The 18,844-nt window shown below is 53.1% G+C and carries 15 protein-coding genes and 1 pseudogene; 10 read left to right on the forward strand and 6 right to left on the reverse strand.

What is annotated here, in order from left to right; translation table 11 throughout:
• The coding region (locus ACLD3P_RS12465; RefSeq protein ID WP_411006706.1) for a phage integrase central domain-containing protein at positions 1–505 on the forward strand (505 nt) is incomplete at its 5' end.
• A gap of 339 nt (positions 506–844) precedes the next feature.
• Positions 845–2,812 (forward strand): helix-turn-helix domain-containing protein, encoded by a 1,968-nt coding sequence (locus tag ACLD3P_RS12470; RefSeq protein ID WP_134944473.1) that lies wholly within the window; start codon positions 845–847, stop codon positions 2,810–2,812.
• A gap of 72 nt (positions 2,813–2,884) precedes the next feature.
• On the opposite strand, the gene ACLD3P_RS12475 is transcribed toward ACLD3P_RS12470, so the two are convergent.
• Entirely contained in the window at positions 2,885–3,892 is a 1,008-nt protein-coding gene (locus ACLD3P_RS12475; protein WP_411006502.1) for a substrate-binding domain-containing protein, read from the reverse strand.
• Positions 3,893–4,042: 150 nt separating this feature from the next.
• Here ACLD3P_RS12475 and ACLD3P_RS12480 point away from each other — a divergent pair, with 150 nt between their 5' ends.
• From ACLD3P_RS12480 to dppF, 7 genes are all read left to right on the forward strand, one after another.
• On the forward strand, positions 4,043–5,167 hold the full coding sequence (locus ACLD3P_RS12480; protein WP_023212599.1) for an aryl-sulfate sulfotransferase: 1,125 nt from the start codon (positions 4,043–4,045) through the stop codon (positions 5,165–5,167).
• A 57-nt stretch (positions 5,168–5,224) separates the two neighbouring features.
• Positions 5,225–6,550, forward strand: a complete 1,326-nt coding sequence (locus ACLD3P_RS12485) for a uracil-xanthine permease family protein (protein ID WP_001136079.1) — start codon at positions 5,225–5,227, stop codon at positions 6,548–6,550.
• A gap of 555 nt (positions 6,551–7,105) precedes the next feature.
• Entirely contained in the window at positions 7,106–8,713 is a 1,608-nt protein-coding gene (dppA, locus tag ACLD3P_RS12490; RefSeq protein WP_000028049.1) for a dipeptide ABC transporter periplasmic-binding protein DppA, read from the forward strand.
• Between the two features lie 156 nt (positions 8,714–8,869).
• Entirely contained in the window at positions 8,870–9,889 is a 1,020-nt protein-coding gene (gene dppB / locus ACLD3P_RS12495; RefSeq protein ID WP_000938843.1) for a dipeptide ABC transporter permease DppB, read from the forward strand.
• A 9-nt stretch (positions 9,890–9,898) separates the two neighbouring features.
• On the forward strand, positions 9,899–10,801 hold the full coding sequence (dppC, locus tag ACLD3P_RS12500) for a dipeptide ABC transporter permease DppC (protein WP_000084690.1): 903 nt from the start codon (positions 9,899–9,901) through the stop codon (positions 10,799–10,801).
• Positions 10,802–10,811: 10 nt separating this feature from the next.
• The gene (gene dppD, locus ACLD3P_RS12505; RefSeq protein WP_001196509.1) at positions 10,812–11,795 is read left to right on the forward strand and encodes a dipeptide ABC transporter ATP-binding protein; all 984 of its coding nucleotides are present in this window, start codon (positions 10,812–10,814) and stop codon (positions 11,793–11,795) included.
• Complete coding sequence (gene dppF, locus ACLD3P_RS12510; protein WP_000103561.1) at positions 11,792–12,805, forward strand: dipeptide ABC transporter ATP-binding subunit DppF; 1,014 nt, start codon at positions 11,792–11,794, stop codon at positions 12,803–12,805. Before dppD ends, dppF begins: the two co-directional genes overlap by 4 nt.
• A gap of 309 nt (positions 12,806–13,114) precedes the next feature.
• Here the strand turns inward: dppF and ACLD3P_RS12515 are convergent, their stop codons facing one another.
• Both ACLD3P_RS12515 and ACLD3P_RS12520 read right to left on the reverse strand, forming a co-directional pair.
• Positions 13,115–14,413 (reverse strand): aromatic amino acid transport family protein, encoded by a 1,299-nt coding sequence (locus ACLD3P_RS12515; protein ID WP_131046750.1) that lies wholly within the window; start codon positions 14,411–14,413, stop codon positions 13,115–13,117.
• A gap of 117 nt (positions 14,414–14,530) precedes the next feature.
• A pseudogene (locus ACLD3P_RS12520) lies at positions 14,531–14,683 on the reverse strand (PLP-dependent transferase); the annotation flags it as partial.
• 372 nt (positions 14,684–15,055) lie between these two features.
• Between ACLD3P_RS12520 and ACLD3P_RS12525 the strand changes: the two are divergent.
• Complete coding sequence (locus tag ACLD3P_RS12525; RefSeq protein ID WP_001537650.1) at positions 15,056–15,163, forward strand: type I toxin-antitoxin system toxin Ldr family protein; 108 nt, start codon at positions 15,056–15,058, stop codon at positions 15,161–15,163.
• Positions 15,164–15,244: 81 nt separating this feature from the next.
• On the opposite strand, the gene bcsG is transcribed toward ACLD3P_RS12525, so the two are convergent.
• The 3 genes from bcsG to bcsE are packed head-to-tail and all read right to left on the reverse strand — an operon-like array spanning position 15,245 to position 18,680.
• Positions 15,245–16,924, reverse strand: a complete 1,680-nt coding sequence (bcsG, locus tag ACLD3P_RS12530; protein ID WP_000192021.1) for a cellulose biosynthesis protein BcsG — start codon at positions 16,922–16,924, stop codon at positions 15,245–15,247.
• Entirely contained in the window at positions 16,921–17,112 is a 192-nt protein-coding gene (gene bcsF / locus ACLD3P_RS12535; RefSeq protein ID WP_023219985.1) for a cellulose biosynthesis protein BcsF, read from the reverse strand. The genes bcsG and bcsF overlap by 4 nt, the downstream gene beginning before the upstream one ends.
• On the reverse strand, positions 17,109–18,680 hold the full coding sequence (gene bcsE, locus ACLD3P_RS12540) for a cellulose biosynthesis c-di-GMP-binding protein BcsE (RefSeq protein WP_023197652.1): 1,572 nt from the start codon (positions 18,678–18,680) through the stop codon (positions 17,109–17,111). The genes bcsF and bcsE overlap by 4 nt, the downstream gene beginning before the upstream one ends.
• Between the last annotated feature and the right edge of the window lie 164 nt (positions 18,681–18,844).

The raw sequence follows: 18,844 nt of genomic DNA on the forward strand, positions 1-18,844 counted from the left end.
GAAGCCTGACGAGGATGAGAACCTCCGGGGGCAAGAGGTTCGACTCGAGCGAAGCGAGAGAACGCCAAGGCTACTGGCAAAGTTTATCGACCCGCTTGAAGAGCAGCGCGGCAGCCAGGAGAAAGTCCGCCGCGTCAGGATGAATACGTTTAAAAATGTCGCCGCAAACTGGTATGAAATGAAAAAAGCGGTGGGGCTGAAACCCCATACGTTGCAGGATATCTGGAACTCGTTAAACCGGTATGTGTTTCCCCATATCGGAGAGATCAACATTGATGAACTCACGGCACAGCAGGTTATTGCAGCGCTGGAGCCTTGTCGCGCAGACGGTAAGCTGGAAACCGTAAAGCGAATGACGCAGCGGAGTGAACCGGCGTCACTTTGTGCATCAGGCGCATCCAAAGTGACGCCCCGGCCAGATACACTGGCGTTTGTCGGGCGAATTCCGGCGTTTTGGGCGCAGGTGAAGCAGATTAATTGTTGCTGGCATCTGTCACCGTTTTAGAGCAGACATACTTGAAAACTTCAAGTTCGCACAATCGTAGCTTTCGGCAGCTGCCCTTTTTCAGGCATCGCCTGAAGGCTCTTTTGCAGTCCCGGGACTGCGTCAGTTGCTGTAAACATAGCATTCAGGATGCAATGGTCAAGCAATTGTTTATTGTAATATTTTGATAATTAATGGTTTTATCATTCATGCGAGAGCATGATGTATTATGCGTTTTGAGACGGATACTGAAATTTTGGATGCGCCGCAGGCGTTTGTATTGATAATACAATTAACTATTCGCTCAGGTTGTCCTTCTCTCTTCCTGGATTGTTAAATTAAACAGGTGCCGACCCGATTATGTTTCCTGTCAGTGATTTGCTGGATTTACAAACACTTTCTGAATCAGTTGAACTGGAGTTTAAGCTGGCGCAGGGAGCGGATGGTAAAGGTAAGCTGCCGGAGGATTTCTGGCGAACATACAGCGCGATGGCGAATACCCGTGGTGGCTATGTCGTGCTGGGCGTCAGAGAAAAGAAAGGGAATTTTATCGTTGAGGGGATCGGCGATATTGCTACTGTTATGAAGCAACTGTTTGATATTGCCAATAACAAGAAAAAAGTAAATGTCAATTTACTGACCGATCAATCGGTACAGGTCATTAATCTTGATAATAAAATGGTCATTGTCATTGAGATCCCCATAGCAAGACGTGAGCAAAAACCGGTCTATCTTAATAACCAGCCGATGACGGAAACATACATCCGTCGCCATGAAGGGGACTGCCACTGTTCTGAAGAGCAAATCAAAAGAATGCTCGCGGAGCAGGTCGAGGATAGTCGTGATGACCGGATCCTGGCAGGGTTTGATTTCAGCGATATCGATCAGGACAGTTTGCGTGCTTACCGTAACCTCTTTGCGGTTGCGAAGCCTCAGCATCCCTGGCTGGAGCTGGATATCATCGATTTATTCAGGAACATTGGTGGCTGGCGAAAAAACCGCCAGAGCGGGGAAGAAGGCATCACTCTTGCGGGTATCCTGATGTTTGGTACCTGGAATGCTATTCAGGATGCGGTTCCAAACTATTTTGTTGATTATCGTGAGCGGGATGACACGCAACCGGATTCCCGCTGGATCGACCGCATCTATCCGGATGGTTCATGGTCAGGCAATATTTTCGATTTTTATCGCCGGACATATCGAAAGCTCATTTCCGACCTTAAGGTGCCTTTTGAATTGCAGGATGGCATTCGGCTGGATGAAACCAAGGTTCATGAAGCTATCCGCGAGGCGCTTGTTAATACTCTGGTGCATGCTGATTACACGGGCCGAAGCTCTATCCTGGTCGTCAGGCGGCCGGATCTTTTTGGCTTCCGTAATCCTGGGCTGATGCGGATACCGCCGGAAATTGCAGTGAAGGGCGGGGAAAGCGATTGCCGTAACCGCCGTATGCACCAGATGTTCTTAATGATTGGCGCAGGTGAACGTGCAGGATCTGGTGTGCCCAAAATCATGAGCGGTTGGAAATGGGCGAACTGGCGCACACCAAAATTGTATGAGAAAACAGAGCCTTCTGAACAAACACTGCTTGAGCTGTCGACGGTAAGTCTTGTATCACAGGAGGTGACTGAGCGGCTTGATAATTTATTTGGTCAACGTTTTCATCTGCTTGATGATCTCGAACGAATGATCGTTATCACAGCGGCGACAGAAGGTTGGGTAAACCATGAGAGAGCATGTCAGCTCACAAGCAGACATTCCCGTGATGTTACCCTGGCATTTCCAAAGTTAGTGGATAAGGGCTTTCTTGTCGCCAGTGGTGAAAAGCGAGATAAATCATACAGCTTACCTGGAATGGAGTTGCCGTCTCCGGAAGAAGTTTTCGCTAATGCGTTAAGCTCTACATCGAACTTAACGCATAACGCACAGGACTTAACGCATAGTGACATCAGCTTAACGCATAGCGCTCCTGACTTAGGGGATAGTCATCAGGGAAGAGATGAACACGGCAGATTTATCAGTCACTTGCTAGATAAACCGTTTATTGATGATCTTGACGAACTGAGCGATGGATTTCGGGATGTACTTGAAGCATTAGCTGCGCCATCGCGGGAGCACCGTCGGCTGGAAGCCGGGGTAATGAAGGCGCTGCTTGTCCAGTTGTGCGATGGGCACTATTTATCTGTCGCGGTAATGGAAATATTGTTGGGACGTAAGGCGCAGAGTATTCGCCAGAATTACTTAAAACCTATGGTGGATTCAAAGCAACTGAAGCTGGCGTTTCCTAACAAGCCGAATTCACCAAGACAGGGGTATACGCTATCTTAGTAGGCTTCTGGCTGTTGGGCCGCTCTCTGAGCGGCTTTTTTGCGTCTGTAGCTCAGCTATCTTCTACGCGTTTTATCGCGAAGTGGACGCTCGCACCACCAGTTCAGGCATGATCCCGTCGCTGTGACTGACCTTCTTGCCCGCCAGCAAATCAAATAATAGCGTGATTGCCTGTCGCGCCACCTCATCAAGATGCATATTCACTGCCGTCAGCGGCGGCAGCGATTCGCGCGCGCGGATACCATCATAGCGGGTGACCACGCGCATCCGCTCCGGGATAGCGACTGCCTGTTCCTGAAAAGCGCGTACCGCGCCGCTGGCAAAGGTGTCGATCAGCACCAGCACGCCGTCAACGTCGGGATGTGCCTGTAATAGCTGCTGCGCGGCCTGGTAGCCGGCATTTTCACCCTCGCTTTCATTGAGAGAGTAGACGACGGGGTCCTGGCGCCCCGCGCACCAGCGCTGGTAAGCCGCTTCGCTCTCCAGAACTGATGTTCGCCGTGTGTTACCGACAAATAACGCACATTTGCTGGCGCCGGAGGCCTCCAGATGAGCGAGCAGAAGCTGTGCTGTTGCCGCCGAGTGCAGCTCCACCCACGGCACAGGCGTGTCGGTGCCCGGCGTGCGGCCAATGGTGACGCAGGGAATGCCCGCTTGCGCCAGCGCCTGGAGCTGCGGGTCGCTCTCCGCCGGCTCAATCAGGATCGCCGCGTCAAAGCTGACGGCATCCAGTGGATTTGCCCCCGGCGGCACCAGAATCAGCGCATGCTGTTTTTCCAGCGCCATCATCGCGGACGTTAACGCCACCTCCATCATAAATCCCAGTCGTGATGCGCCGGAGGCAATCGCCAGCGGCACCGAAGAGAGCAAGGCAATGGTATTGGTTTTGCCGGTTCGCAACTGGCGGGCGCGAATATTCGGCGTGTAGTTGAGCGCAACAATGGCCTCTTCAATACGCCGTCGCGTCTGCGGCTCGACAAAGCGGGTGTTGTGCAAGGCATTGGATACCGTCCCTGGCGACACGCCTGCATGGCGGGCAACATCAATCAACTTTGCGCGTTTTTTATTTTGAACAGCCATCTGCTTCCTGACCTGCGAAAATTTGCGCACAGGGTAGCATATTTACCAGACGGTAACGTTTGCTTTTTTTTCAGTGAGGATAGTAAAAAACTCTTCATTAAAACGTTTTAATGGGGTATTTTGGCGCAAATTTATTCCTCAGGAGGCGATGTGGCACACTTAACTCAGGACTCGACTTTCACCCTTGGACGCCGTCCGGCGGGCCTTATCTACGCTGATAATGCGAAGAGCTTTGGCGGCTATACGCTTTTTGCGCCGCAAACCGCCGAAGGGCGGGTTTACCTGGTGGACGAGCAGGGCGAAGTCGCGCATCAGTGGCAGCTTCCGGTTCGCGCCGGGCGTGATGCGGTGCTGCTGCCGAACGGTAATCTGGGTTATAACGGCAGCCACCGCACTTCAGCGAACCTCTATCCGGCGTGGGATCTCTGGCACGGCGGCGACTTCTACGAAGTGACGCCGGATAACGAAATCGTCTGGCATTACGAAGATATTTACCATCACCACGATGCGCAGTGGCTGGAAAACGGTAACCTGCTGTATACCGCCGCGTCGCCGTTACCTGCCGATATCGCCGCCCGTGTTACCGGCGGCGACCCGCGCCGCGATGCGCCGGACGGCGTGATTCAGAGCGACGTCGTCAAAGAGGTCAATCGCGACGGTGAAGTGGTCTGGGAATGGCGTGCCTGGGAGCATTTGAATCCGGAAGATTTCCCGATTCATGATATTTTCGACCGCCGCCACTGGCCGATGATTAACGGCCTGTCCGTCACCCGTGATGGCCTGGTACTGATGAGCCTGCGTACCACTTCCGGCGTCATTGCCGTGGATAAAGAGAGCGGGAAGGTTATCTGGCATGCAGGGCCGGAAGTGGTAGCGCAGCAGCACACGCCGGTTGAGATGGAGAACGGGTCGATTCTGGTTTTCGATAACGGCAACCTGCGTCCCGGCGTCACCTCGCCGCATTCCACGGTGCTGGAGTTCGATCCGCAGACCAAAGCGATTACCTGGCAGTATCGCGATATCTTCCCGCCGGCGTTTTTCTCGCCGTATATGGGGAGCGCGCAGCGGCTGGCGAACGGCAACACCTTTATCTGTGAATCGGCGTTTGGCCGCCTGTTTGAAGTTACTCCGGAAGGCGAAACGGTATGGGAATATATCATTCCGTTCTTTAATGAATATCCGGAGCACCTCAGTAAAGGCATTATTCCTGGAAAACAGAACAGCGCCTTCCGTGCGCATCGCTATGCCGCTGATGCCATTAGTTGGTTGAAATAATACAGACCGCCAGCCCGCGCTGGCGGTTATTTTTTTGATGTTTTATGGGAGTTAATCATGCCGCAACCTGGCCTTACTACGCCGGATAACGATGCATTACCCTGGCAAACCACCTTACTTTTGGCGCTTCAGCATGTGCTGGTCGTTGCCGCCACCCCCATTACCTCCGTCTTTCTGATCGCCAAAGCGCTCCACTTTACCGATACGGTGACCGCCTCGGTACTTAGCGCGACCTTTCTGATGTGCGGTCTGGGCGCTATTTTGCAAAGCCTGGGTGTGAAAGGGGTGGGCGCGCGTTTGCCGTTTATTATGGTACCGGGGGGCGCGCCGATTGCGATTTTCGTTGCGATCGCTTTACAGACCAATATCCAGACCGCGATTGGCGCCGTAATTCTGACCTCGCTGTTCTACTTTATCGCGTTGCCGATTTTCCGCCGCTGCCTGCACCATTTTCCCCCCTTTATCATTGGCATCATGCTGCTAATGGTGTCGATTAACCTTATTCGCCTGTACGGCGGGTTGATCATTGGCCAGCCAGGGAGCGCCGACTTCGCTCATCCAACCAGTATCATTTTATCGCTGGGGACTATCCTGATAACGCTGATTTTCGCGCTGGCGTTTAGCGGTATTTTGCGCCAGCTGGCGGTGATGTTCGGCCTTTTAGCGGGAACGCTGCTGGGAATGGCGCTGGGCAGCACCGATTTTAGCGGTGTTAGTCACGGGCCGCTGTTTAGTTTCCCACAGCTTTTGCCGTTCGGCTGGCCGATTTTTGATCTCTCCGCCTCGCTGCCGTTGCTGATTTACGCGGTCATCTCTATGGCTGAAGCAACCGGGCAAACGATTGCGACCGCGGAAATAGTCAATTCCACGCAAAATGTGCAGCAGGCGATTCCACGTACCATTCGTGGTGATGCGGTAATGTCGCTGCTGGGGGGGATTTTTGGCACCTCCTTAATTATCACCTCCGGCGAAAATATTGGGGTGGTACGCACCACTAATGTGAAATCGCGTTTCGTGACTGCGGCTGCCGGAGGATTGTTAATCCTGATTGCCATATTCGCACCGTTGGTACGTCTGGCGACCTGTCTGCCAGGTTCGGTGGTGTGCGGTACGGCGGTGATTGTCTTCAGCATTATCGGGGTTATCGGTATTGATATGATTGCGCGTGAGCCACTGCATACGCCGGGTAAAACCTACGCGCTGGCGATGGGGCTGGCCATGGGAATGCTACCTATACTGGTACCCGGCCTGTATCAGAATTTCCCGGCGGGCGTACAGATGGTCTTTGGCAACGGCATGGCAGCGGGGACGTTGACGGCGATTCTGGTGAACTCGTTGTTTAACTGGAGCGAAAAGCGCACGCAGGCTAGGGTCAAAAGTTAGTTTTTGTGATCGCGGTAGGCCGCACGACGGCCTACTTATTTACAATTTTGTGACATATTCGATGGTGTTTTTCAATGTCCGGGTAACTCTTTTTTGCACACGGCTTATGGATAACCTCAGCATTTTCGCCTGTGCGTTTTAGCGTTAGTGGTATTAATCGCTCAGATAATCAACATATCGAAAGAAATTTTTCAATTAATGTCTAATTGTTAATCACTAACTGTTGCAAAATATTAAGTGAATAACTCTGCCTTTCTGCCTATAGCACAAATTTCCCTGCTGAAAATACCCTTCTGAACTTTTTTTAATCTTTGTTTGTTAATTCTCACCGTTGTTGTAAAAGCTGGTTACCTGTATTGACGTTTTGACATTCTATTGACAGATTGTAGGGAATGAGGGGCATTTTATGGAGAATCCGCACTGCAACTCAGTCGATTATGCGAACGGAATCCCCACCTCTCACTACTGACCTGACCAGGTAAAAAACAAAAAAGGCCGGGCGGTAAAAGCCTTTGCAAAGGGCAAAACAACATACATCACAATTGGAGCAGAAGAATGAGTATTTCCTTGAAGAAGTCAGGGATGCTGAAGCTTGGTTTGAGCCTGGTGGCCATGACCGTTGCAGCAAGCGTGCAGGCCAAAACCCTGGTTTATTGTTCAGAAGGCTCGCCGGAAGGCTTTAACCCACAGCTCTTTACGTCTGGCACCACCTATGATGCCAGTTCCGTACCTATCTATAACCGTCTGGTTGAATTCAAAACCGGCACCACGGAAGTGATCCCGGGTCTTGCTGAGAAGTGGGATATCAGCGAAGACGGTAAAACCTATACGTTCCACCTACGTAAAGGGGTGAAATGGCAATCCAGCAAGGATTTCAAACCCACGCGCGAGCTGAACGCCGATGATGTCGTGTTCTCTTTTGACCGGCAGAAAAACGAGCAGAACCCGTACCATAAAGTGTCTGGCGGCAGCTACGAATACTTTGAAGGCATGGGGTTGCCGGATCTGATTAGCGAAGTGAAGAAGGTAGACGATCACACGGTGCAGTTTGTGCTGACGCGTCCGGAAGCGCCGTTCCTTGCCGATTTAGCCATGGACTTCGCCTCTATTCTTTCCAAAGAATATGCTGACAACATGCTGAAAGCCGGTACGCCGGAAAAAGTGGATCTGAACCCGGTCGGCACTGGCCCGTTCCAACTGGTGCAATATCAGAAAGACTCCCGCATTCTCTACAAAGCTTTTGACGGCTACTGGGGCACGAAGCCGCAGATCGACCGTCTGGTCTTCTCCATCACCCCTGACGCCTCTGTGCGTTACGCCAAACTGCAGAAGAACGAATGTCAGGTGATGCCGTATCCGAACCCGGCGGATATTGCGCGCATGAAAGAGGATAAAAATATCAACCTGATGGAGCAGGCCGGTCTGAACGTGGGTTATCTCTCCTATAACGTGCAGAAAAAACCGCTGGATAACGTCAAAGTTCGCCAGGCGTTGACCTATGCCGTGAATAAAGAGGCCATCATCAAAGCCGTTTATCAGGGCGCGGGCGTTGCGGCGAAAAACCTGATCCCGCCGACAATGTGGGGCTACAACGACGATATTAAAGACTACGGCTACGATCCGGAAAAAGCGAAGGCGCTGCTGAAAGAAGCCGGTCTGGAAAAAGGCTTCACCATCGATCTGTGGGCGATGCCGGTACAGCGTCCCTATAACCCGAATGCGCGTCGTATGGCGGAAATGATCCAGGCGGACTGGGCGAAGATTGGCGTTCAGGCCAAAATTGTCACCTATGAATGGGGCGAATACCTCAAGCGCGCTAAAGATGGCGAGCACCAGACGGTGATGATGGGCTGGACCGGCGATAATGGCGATCCGGATAACTTCTTCGCCACGCTGTTCAGCTGCGATGCCGCCCAGCAAGGCTCCAACTATTCAAAATGGTGCTACAAGCCGTTTGAAGACCTGATTCAGCCTGCGCGTGCGACCGATGACCACAACAAGCGTATTGAGCTCTATAAACAGGCCCAGGTTGTGATGCATGACCAGGCGCCAGCGCTGATCATCGCTCACTCCACGGTTTATGAGCCAGTGCGTAAAGAAGTTAAAGGCTATGTGGTTGATCCATTAGGCAAACATCACTTCGAAAACGTCTCTGTCGAATAATTAAAAGAGCGCTGCGCCCCGGTGTTGTGTAGGCCGGATAAGCGCAGCGCCATCCGGCGTAATGCTTTATCCGCGATGCAGTTTGCGTGGGATAAGATTTGTGAGCAATACAGACTCACGGTTCCAGGCCGTGGGTCATGAGAGAGAATTCGGGTTATGTTGCAGTTCATTCTCCGACGTTTGGGACTCGTTATCCCGACGTTTATCGGTATTACCCTTCTCACCTTTGCCTTTGTCCACATGATCCCCGGCGATCCGGTGATGATCATGGCGGGTGAGCGAGGTATTTCCCCTGAGCGTCATGCTCAACTGCTGGCTGAACTCGGTCTTGATAAACCGATGTGGCAGCAGTACCTCCATTATATCTGGGGGGTGATGCATGGCGATTTAGGCATCTCGCTGAAAAGCCGAATCCCCGTGTGGGACGAGTTTGTGCCTCGCTTTAAAGCGACGCTGGAACTTGGCGTCTGCGCCATGATTTTTGCCGTCGCCGTGGGGATTCCGGTGGGCGTGCTGGCCGCAGTGAAGCGCGGTTCTATCTTCGATCACACTGCTGTTGGCCTGGCGCTGACCGGTTACTCTATGCCTATCTTCTGGTGGGGCATGATGCTGATCATGCTGGTCTCCGTCCACTGGAACCTGACGCCGGTTTCCGGGCGCGTGAGCGATATGGTGTTCCTTGATGATACCAATCCGTTGACGGGCTTTATGCTGATCGACACCGCTATCTGGGGCGAAGAGGGTAACTTTATTGATGCGCTGGCGCATATGATCCTGCCTGCGATGGTGCTCGGTACAATCCCGCTGGCCGTCATTGTGCGTATGACCCGTTCGTCGATGCTGGAAGTGCTGGGGGAGGATTACATCCGTACCGCACGCGCCAAAGGGTTGACCAGGATGCGCGTCATTATCGTCCATGCTCTGCGTAACGCCATGCTGCCAGTCGTCACCGTGATCGGCCTGCAGGTCGGGACGCTGCTGGCGGGCGCGATTCTGACAGAAACTATCTTCTCGTGGCCCGGTCTGGGGCGCTGGCTGATCGATGCGCTGCAACGCCGCGATTATCCGGTAGTGCAGGGCGGCGTGTTACTGGTAGCGACGATGATTATTCTCGTCAACCTGCTGGTAGACCTGCTGTACGGCGTGGTGAACCCGCGTATTCGGCATAAGAAGTAAGGGGCCATCATGTCACAGGTTACTGAAAATAATGTTAATGCCGCACCGGCGCCCATGACGCCATTGCGGGAGTTCTGGCACTATTTCAAACGCAATAAAGGCGCGGTCGTCGGGCTGGCGTATGTTCTCATCGTGATCCTGATTGCGGTGTTTGCCAACTTTATTGCGCCGTACAACCCGGCAGAGCAGTTCCGCGATGCGCTGCTGGCGCCGCCGGTCTGGCAGGAAGGCGGCAGTTGGGCGCATATTCTGGGAACGGATGATGTTGGTCGCGATGTCCTCTCGCGCCTGATGTATGGCGCGCGTTTGTCACTGCTGGTCGGCTGTCTGGTGGTCGTCCTGTCGCTGGTAATGGGGATTATTCTCGGCCTGGTCGCGGGCTACTTCGGCGGTCTGGTCGATAACATCATCATGCGCGTGGTCGATATTATGCTGGCCCTGCCGAGCCTGCTGCTGGCACTGGTGCTGGTGGCGATCTTCGGCCCCTCCATCGGCAACGCGGCGCTGGCGTTGACGTTTGTGGCGCTGCCGCACTATGTCCGCTTAACCCGCGCGGCGGTTCTGGTAGAGGTGAACCGCGATTATGTGACTGCCTCCCGCGTGGCGGGCGCAGGCGCAATGCGTCAGATGTTCGTCAATATTTTCCCGAACTGCCTTGCGCCGCTGATTGTTCAGGCATCGCTCGGTTTCTCTAACGCCATTCTCGATATGGCCGCCCTCGGCTTTCTTGGCATGGGCGCACAGCCGCCAACGCCGGAGTGGGGCACCATGCTCTCTGACGTATTGCAGTTCGCGCAAAGCGCCTGGTGGGTCGTGACCTTCCCGGGGCTGGCGATTCTGCTGACGGTACTGGCATTTAACCTGATGGGTGACGGTCTGCGTGACGCGCTCGATCCCAAACTGAAGCAGTAAGAGGTTCGAGATGGCGTTATTAAATGTAGATCAATTATCGGTGCACTTCGGCGACGAAGGGACACCGTTCAAAGCCGTCGACCGCATTAGCTACAGCGTGAAGCAGGGTGAGGTGGTCGGTATTGTCGGCGAGTCTGGCTCCGGCAAATCCGTCAGCTCGCTGGCGATTATGGGGCTTATCGATTACCCAGGCCGCGTGATGGCGGAAAACCTGCTCTTTAACGGACAGGATCTGAAGCGCATTTCCGAGAAGGAACGTCGCAACCTGGTGGGCGCTGAAGTGGCGATGATTTTCCAGGACCCGATGACCAGCCTCAATCCTTGCTATACCGTTGGCTTTCAGATTATGGAAGCCATCAAGGTACATCAGGGCGGGAACAAGAAAACCCGTCGTCAGCGAGCGATTGACCTGTTGAACCAGGTGGGCATTCCCGATCCGGCCTCTCGTCTGGATGTCTATCCGCACCAGCTTTCTGGCGGCATGAGTCAGCGCGTGATGATTGCGATGGCCATAGCCTGTCGACCAAAGCTGTTAATTGCTGATGAACCGACCACGGCGCTGGATGTGACCATTCAGGCGCAAATCATTGAGCTGCTGCTGGAGTTGCAGCAAAAAGAGAACATGGCGCTGGTGCTGATTACCCATGACCTGGCGCTGGTGGCGGAAGCGGCGCACAAAATTATCGTCATGTACGCCGGGCAGGTCGTCGAAACTGGCGCTGCGCAGGATATTTTCCGCGCGCCGCGTCATCCGTATACCCAGGCATTGCTACGTGCGTTACCAGAGTTTGCGCAAGATAAAGCGCGTCTGGCGTCGCTGCCGGGCGTGGTGCCGGGGAAATATGACCGACCGACGGGCTGTCTGCTTAACCCGCGCTGCCCCTACGCCACGGACAGATGTCGTGCGGAAGAACCTGCTCTCAACCAACTGGACGATGGACGTCAGTCAAAATGTCATTACCCACTCGATGATGCCGGGAGGCCCACACTATGAGCACGCATGAGGCCACCTTGCAACAGCCGCTGTTGCGGGCTATCGACCTGAAAAAACACTATCCGGTGAAGAAGGGGATCTTTTCTCCGGAACGGCTGGTAAAAGCGCTGGACGGCGTGTCGTTTAATCTCGAACGCGGTAAAACGCTGGCCGTAGTGGGGGAGTCCGGTTGTGGAAAATCCACACTGGGTCGCCTGCTGACGATGATTGAAACGCCAACCGGCGGCGAGCTTTATTACCAGGGGCAGGATCTGCTCAAACACGATCCGCACGCGCAGAAACTGCGGCGGCAGAAAATTCAGATTGTGTTTCAGAACCCCTACGGTTCCCTGAACCCACGCAAGAAAGTGGGGCAAATTCTGGAAGAGCCGTTGCTGATCAATACCAGCCTGAGTAAAGCGCAGCGTCGTGAAAAAGCGCTGGCGATGATGGCGAAGGTGGGGCTGAAAACCGAGCACTACGACCGCTATCCGCATATGTTCTCCGGCGGCCAGCGTCAGCGTATCGCTATCGCCCGCGGTCTGATGCTTGATCCGGACGTAGTGATTGCCGACGAACCGGTCTCCGCGCTCGACGTGTCGGTGCGTGCCCAGGTGCTGAACCTGATGATGGATTTGCAACAGGATATGGGGCTGTCTTATGTCTTTATCTCGCACGACCTGTCGGTGGTGGAACACATCGCCGATGAAGTGATGGTCATGTACTTAGGCCGCTGCGTGGAGAAAGGGACCAAAGAGCAGATTTTTAACAATCCACGTCATCCCTATACCCAGGCGTTACTCTCCGCCACGCCGCGGCTGAATCCGGACGATCGCCGTGAGCGGATTAAGCTGACCGGCGAGTTGCCAAGTCCGCTGAACCCGCCGCCGGGCTGCGCCTTCAACGCCCGCTGCCGCCGTCGCTTCGGACCCTGCACGCAGTTACAGCCGCAGCTTAAAGAGTACGACGGCCAGTTGGTGGCCTGCTTTGCCGTCGATCAGGATGAAAACCCGCAGAAACCGTTGAGTTAATTGCGTTTTATGCCGGATGGCGGCTGCGCCTTATCAAGCCTACACCGTACCTGTAGGCCTGGTAAGCGTAGCGCCACGGGGCATGGCTCTCCGGTACGACTTAGAGCCTATCCCATTAGGGCTATTTTACTTGCCATTTTGGTCCTGGGCAGTGCTCGCCAAAACGCGTTAGCGTTTTGAACGCCGCTTGCGGCGGCCCGAAGGGCGAGCGTAGCGAGTCAAACCTCACGTACTACGTGTACGCTCCGGTTTTTGCGCGCTGTCCGTGTCCAAACTGGCTGCGCCAATAACGCCTGGTGGGATAGGCTCTTATTCAATCAATTTTAATAACGGCGACAGGCACAACAATATTCCATATAACAGAATAAGCCAGGTTTTCAGGCCGCGTAATTTTTCCAGTTGCGCTACTTTATAAATCAGGAAAAAGGGAATAATACACGCGACAATGCCATAAAGCGGACTGCCTAACTGGAAAAAGACCAATACTGAGACGCGAAACGAAACCCAAATAACCAGAGTCACCACGATAAAGACACAGATTCCAGATGTCAGTAACAGTGGGTTGACGTTTTTGACATCCATAATACGACTCAATACATTCAGCACAATACCTTTAAGCGCTTCGTGAAAACCTAAATAAATACCAAAGAACGCGGTAAGTACGGCAAAAATATTGAGGATGGTAGAGGTAATGTGGATGATATGGCCAGGGATTACCTGAGCTGCCAGCGCAAGGGCGGAAATATTCTGCTCGAACGCTGATACCGCCTCTTCATGGCTAATCGAAAAGGTAAACGAGAACGAGAAAAAGAGAATAATGGCAATCAGCGTAATATAGCTAATGCGATGCGTGCGAATCGCCATCCGGGTGGCCAGCACACGGTCAGGCTCGCGCTTACGATAGGCGATGTTCATTGGGTTTAGCACCTGAATGAAGACCGCAGAAAAGAAGCAAAATGGGATAGTGAGCAGTACGTCGCGAAAGAAAACCGATGCGGCGGGAAAGGCGGAAATATTATCAAGATTCCAGTGTGGGATCATAGCGAAACCGAATATCAGAATGATCCCGACTTTTACCACCACCATCGGGCCGGAAACTTTAAATAATAACTTTTCCCCGCCGGAGGCAATCGCCACCAGTACGGCGAAAATCGCGACTTTATAGATAATAGACTGCGAAAGATCGGCCTCAGTAAGGCCGAAGGTTTTGATATAGGAGGCGCTATCAAACACCACCGACAGGGAGTAAATAAACACCCCGTGGATAATCATAAGAAAATAGATTACACCGAGAAAAACGCCCCAGTTTTTGCCAAGATAGTGACTGATAATATCCGTATAATCGTCACAGGTTTCGCTTTCAGATAACGTTTTTAGATAAATATCCTGCACAATATAGGTAGCGGGATAGGCGATGATAAAAGCGGTAATAAATACCCAGATCCCCTTGAGACCGATTTGCACTGGCATTAAGACGGTACCGGCGCCGATCGCCATACCGATACACAAGAGCACCCAGCCAAAATCATATTTTGTAAACGGTAATCTCGTTGAAAGCGGTGTGGTCGTAGCGTTACTGTTATTTAATGGTAATGTGTCGTCCTGCATAGAGCCCCCTGCCCAAAATATAGGCAGCTCTCTCATAAAGAATGCTGCCTATAACCAGGCTATAGTGCCTTGATACCCGATGCGGCAAACCGGTGACAGCGGTTCGCCGAGCAATCGTCAGAATGCTGCTTTTCTGCTGGCGCGTTCAAGGTCATGAATAATATCGTCGGGATCTTCAGGTCCCGCTGAAAGACGGATAAGTTCGTCGGTAATACCTGCTTTTAGCCATTCCTCTGGCGCAACAGGCGAATATGTCATAGACGCAGGATGCTGAACGAGGGTTTCGGTATCACCGGGACTGGCCGCGAGGAGGCATAATTTACAGAATTGAGCGGCTGACTGCCAGCCTCAGCAATGCTGAATGTATTCTGGCAAATAAAAGTAATCGTCTGCGAAGCGTCACGCAGATTGTACGTTAGCGCCGTGCCGGGACGGGGATTTTGCCGTAATATCAGCAGCAAGCCGGGTTTACCCGGTGAGGCGCAATGTTGCGGGGGCTTGATCCCCGGCGGCATAGGTTGCTGGATAGAGAAAACCCCCGCACGTTGACTGGTATAAACCTGGCAACCTGACGGGGGCTAACTTGAACCTCAACACATCAAGGATAGCCGCGAACGGTTGCCATTGCAACAAGGCGGCTATATGACGCTTACGCAGTTGGGCGTGGCCTTCTGGCACGATCTGGCGGCGCCGATCATTGCTGGCATTATCGCCAGTGTGATCGTCAACTGGCTACGTGACAGGAAGTAACGCGTTTTGAGCGTCTGTCCGCCGTAATGGCAACATGCGCCCGAACCAGGCCGCAGGGGAAACCTTGCGGCCTTTTTCGGTTTACTGCGGGTAAGGCACCCAGTCGCCGCCATTCAGACGAACGTAGGGCTTACCCTGGTACTGAATCACCACCGCATTAGCGTTTTCTGAAACCGGCGCGGTTTGCGGCAGATTGCTGGTCAGCTTGTTCCAGTTCACACTGTCTTCGGTAAAGAGCTTACCGTCCACGGCGCGTACGACCAGTTCGGAAATCGCCAGGTAGCTGCTCGGCTGGTTAATATCAATCGGCGCGCCCTCATGCGGGGCTTTCATGCCAAAAAATTTCACGCCCGCCGGGACGTTGGTGATGGAGGGGCTGGGAATATCGCGCAGGCCTGAGATCTGCATTCTGTCGCCCTTCAGCGCGCCGCCGTGCTCCGGTACGACGACTACCATCACCTTACGCCCGGATTTCTCCAGTTCGGTAAAGAAAGCGTCCAGTTCATCGAACAGTTTCTGCGCGCGGATTTTATAATCCGCCGTTTTGCTGACGCCGGGGAAATGGTTGCCATCGTGCAGCGGCAGCAGGTTAAAGAAAGTCGCGGAGCGGGAATTGGCTTCACGTTCTTCCCCTGCCAACCAGCGGTTCAGGACCGCCAAATCGTCATATACCGGCGAGCCGTCGAATGACAGCAGGGCGGTTGGCAGGCCGGACTGGTTCATCAGTTCGCTCTGCATACCGCCGTTTTCGCGAACTTCTTTCAGGAAGCCGCCAAATTCACCGTTATGATCCATCATCAGATGCTGAGTAAAGCCCAGTTTCGCCAGATTATCAAACAGATAACATTCGTTATCGGCTGGTTGATAAAGTCGGGTATGCGATGGTTGACCACAGCTGGCGCGCAGCAGACGAATGGCCGCCGGGCCGCTGTAAGACGTGCCGGAATTAAAGTGTTTAAACAAAATGTCAAAGTGCGACCATAGCGGATGTGACATCAAGCCTGCCGCTTCGACATCCGACCAGGAGAGCGAACAAATATTGATGACCAATAGGTCGAACGGCTGCGCATCAGGCGGAAGCTGCGCCGGGAACGTCGTTTTCCGCTTTTCTTCCGCGGCATAGAAGGTGTTCAGCCAGGCGTTCAGATTCGCGGTCGTCGGCGGCGCGGTTTGCGCAGGCATATCGCCGATGACCGGCTTATCGCCCGCTGTCGCGACGGTAGCGGCCGCATTACCGCCAGTCGTCGTCACCGTATCGGTTGGCTGGCCTGCCGGCCACAGCGTAAAAACCGGGCCGGTTAATGTCAGGACATTCAGCCATACCATGATGGCGACCACAAACACCGTGACCCGAATCCACTGTGATAAAAAAAGCCAGGCAACCAGCAGTACGAAGATGGCGCCGATCATTTGCCAGTTAATAAAACGGGCGATCAGATCGAGCAGATAACCGGAGCTGAATTCCGCCACCTGCGTCCCCTGGCTCATAATGCTTTGCGGGCCGGGCAGCCAGGTATCGTGCCAGAACAGCGCGAAGCCGACGGGAATGGCAATCCAGTGGCGCAACCGGTGAAGGCGATATTTTGGTATTGGCATGAGCAGAAACGCCATGAATACCAGATTCAGTAAAGGATGAAAATTCAGATAGCCTGCCCACAGCAGGCCAAACTTGACCAGAAAATAGAAGTTCCAGCCGGAAAGACCGCGCCAGTATTGCCAGAGCGGAGAAGGCATTGAAGGAGTTTGAGTATGCTGAGTCATTTTTTGTCTGCCTTGACTTTCGTAGCGCGGTGCAGAGTTCCGGCTGGTTTTACATAACGAGGTTTGGCAAATAGCAGCCGGGTCGTATCACTGATACGGCGTAGCGAATGACGCGCCAGATACCCCAGCGGAAAGAAAATCAGCGCGCAAAAAAGAATAATTTGCACGATATCGCTGATGGTCATCATGATGCACGCTCCGCGGTGTCGTCGAGCAATCGCAGGGGTTCAGGAATACGACGCCAGATGCGGCCATCGTGTTCGGCATTTATTACCGGGTCGGCACGTTTTGCCAGCGGTAGCGGCGTTCCCCACAGTTCCGGCGACAATAAGCGCATCTGCACCAGCTCGGCGCTGATTTGTTTATCTTCGAACCAGACCATACGATTAGAGAAAATATCGCCCGTCGGCAAAGGGAAAATATGGTTTAACGCGGTATCCAGATCGTTGACCCGGCAGAATGATAAAAACAGCACCAGACGGTTGCCGCCGATGGTCATAATATCGCCGGTTCGGCTTGGCCGACATAATGTTAACGCCTGCTCAACCCGAATGCCCGGCACCGGGCGCAGCGCGACCAGAACGCCTTTCCCGTCGGCGGGGAGCAGGGTGTTGCTCATCATCGTATGGATGGCATCGCAGAAGGTATCCCACGGCTGAAAACCGCGCAGTTTCAACGGCTGCGTCATCGACAGTAGCGTGGTGATGTCTTCCGGTACGTAACGGCTGAACTGCTGCCCCTGCACGCTTTCAATAAGCGTCAGACAGCGTGAAAGCGGGGCGTTCCAGGGAATGATCATATTCGCGCCGCAGCCCAGCAGCAGGCGCTCATCGGTGGCGCGCAAACTGGCGATATTTTCGCGCACGACAATTTTCAGCGCGCTTCCCCGCTGGCGTCGCAAAGTATGAATGCGACGAGCAAGCGGCTCGATTTGGTTGTTCTGTGTAAGCGAAAAAATAATTGTCGCGGCCTGCGCCGTGCGCGCGTCGTTGAATAGCGCTTCGTTATTGTCGAAAAGCGTCCAGTGTTCCGAGAGCGGCGGCGCGCCTTCAAGGACGGCGACGTGGCTAAGAATGCGTTTTTCGTCGCTACGCGGCTGAATTGCCGTCTCCTCCTGATGGGATAGCGTCCAGCGTTCGTCCTGCTGACACAGCAATAACTGCTGTCGGGCGCTGACGCCTTTTTCGTTACACCAGAAGGCAATATCGAACAAATGTTGGTCGCCCTGAAAACGTAAACTGGCGAGGCCAAAAAGTGAGCGATACTCACCCATCAACAACGAGGACTGTTTATCGCTATTATTACAAGGGTTAATAACCAACAATGAACAGTGATGAAAACGAGTCCATTTATTCATTTTTTCCAGCCATTTATGCAGGCTTTCTGACGTTATATTCCGCCACGTGTTATTTGCACAAATAAGAATGAAAAAGTAATGCGTCGGGTTAACAGAACAAAGCAAATCGTGGGGCAAAGAGTATAGCCCTTTTTCTGAATCCGGCATGGTAAATAAGCGGATTTTCTCCGGACCGTGAGATTCATCTAATTTGATTACTTTGCCAGGATCGCCTTCCATGCCGATGACGGCGACATTTGCATTCTCCGTTTGTGACGCAATCGTTTGATTCACCAGGCTGATGGCATCTTGCTGGCGATCGGCGTTAACCCACCAGACGCCGCCGGTTGGCATATGGCGCAGTTCATCCCATAATGATGAGATGCCGAGAGAAAATACGGGGTCCACAGTGTCCCTCATGTCACTATTTTAACTGTTTATCAGTTTACTAGCGAAAGCACAGAAATAAACCTAACATTGAAATTAAAACGCATCAGATTTAGCATGTGAATCAATTTGTCCGGCAGGATGCCCTGTAACTCTGCGCTTTGCATTTTTACACATTATAAATGATGTCACGGAAA

The organism is Salmonella sp. 741265073_HBA (genome assembly GCF_046569105.1).
In the GTDB taxonomy this organism is placed as follows: Bacteria; Pseudomonadota; Gammaproteobacteria; order Enterobacterales; family Enterobacteriaceae; genus Salmonella; species Salmonella enterica.

What these genes read in the sequence shown, in the direction of transcription:
- bcsE (WP_023197652.1), bottom strand. Translation starts at nt 18,680, where the DNA reads ATGAGGGACACTGTGGACCCCGTATTTTCTCTCGGCATCTCATCATTA.
- ACLD3P_RS12515 (WP_131046750.1), bottom strand. Translation starts at nt 14,413, where the DNA reads ATGCAGGACGACACATTACCATTAAATAACAGTAACGCTACGACCACA.
- dppF (WP_000103561.1), top strand. Translation starts at nt 11,792, where the DNA reads ATGAGCACGCATGAGGCCACCTTGCAACAGCCGCTGTTGCGGGCTATC.
- dppD (WP_001196509.1), top strand. Translation starts at nt 10,812, where the DNA reads ATGGCGTTATTAAATGTAGATCAATTATCGGTGCACTTCGGCGACGAA.
- ACLD3P_RS12475 (WP_411006502.1), bottom strand. Translation starts at nt 3,892, where the DNA reads ATGGCTGTTCAAAATAAAAAACGCGCAAAGTTGATTGATGTTGCCCGC.
- ACLD3P_RS12485 (WP_001136079.1), top strand. Translation starts at nt 5,225, where the DNA reads ATGCCGCAACCTGGCCTTACTACGCCGGATAACGATGCATTACCCTGG.
- dppB (WP_000938843.1), top strand. Translation starts at nt 8,870, where the DNA reads ATGTTGCAGTTCATTCTCCGACGTTTGGGACTCGTTATCCCGACGTTT.
- bcsG (WP_000192021.1), bottom strand. Translation starts at nt 16,924, where the DNA reads ATGACTCAGCATACTCAAACTCCTTCAATGCCTTCTCCGCTCTGGCAA.
- ACLD3P_RS12525 (WP_001537650.1), top strand. Translation starts at nt 15,056, where the DNA reads ATGACGCTTACGCAGTTGGGCGTGGCCTTCTGGCACGATCTGGCGGCG.
- ACLD3P_RS12470 (WP_134944473.1), top strand. Translation starts at nt 845, where the DNA reads ATGTTTCCTGTCAGTGATTTGCTGGATTTACAAACACTTTCTGAATCA.
- bcsF (WP_023219985.1), bottom strand. Translation starts at nt 17,112, where the DNA reads ATGATGACCATCAGCGATATCGTGCAAATTATTCTTTTTTGCGCGCTG.
- dppC (WP_000084690.1), top strand. Translation starts at nt 9,899, where the DNA reads ATGTCACAGGTTACTGAAAATAATGTTAATGCCGCACCGGCGCCCATG.
- dppA (WP_000028049.1), top strand. Translation starts at nt 7,106, where the DNA reads ATGAGTATTTCCTTGAAGAAGTCAGGGATGCTGAAGCTTGGTTTGAGC.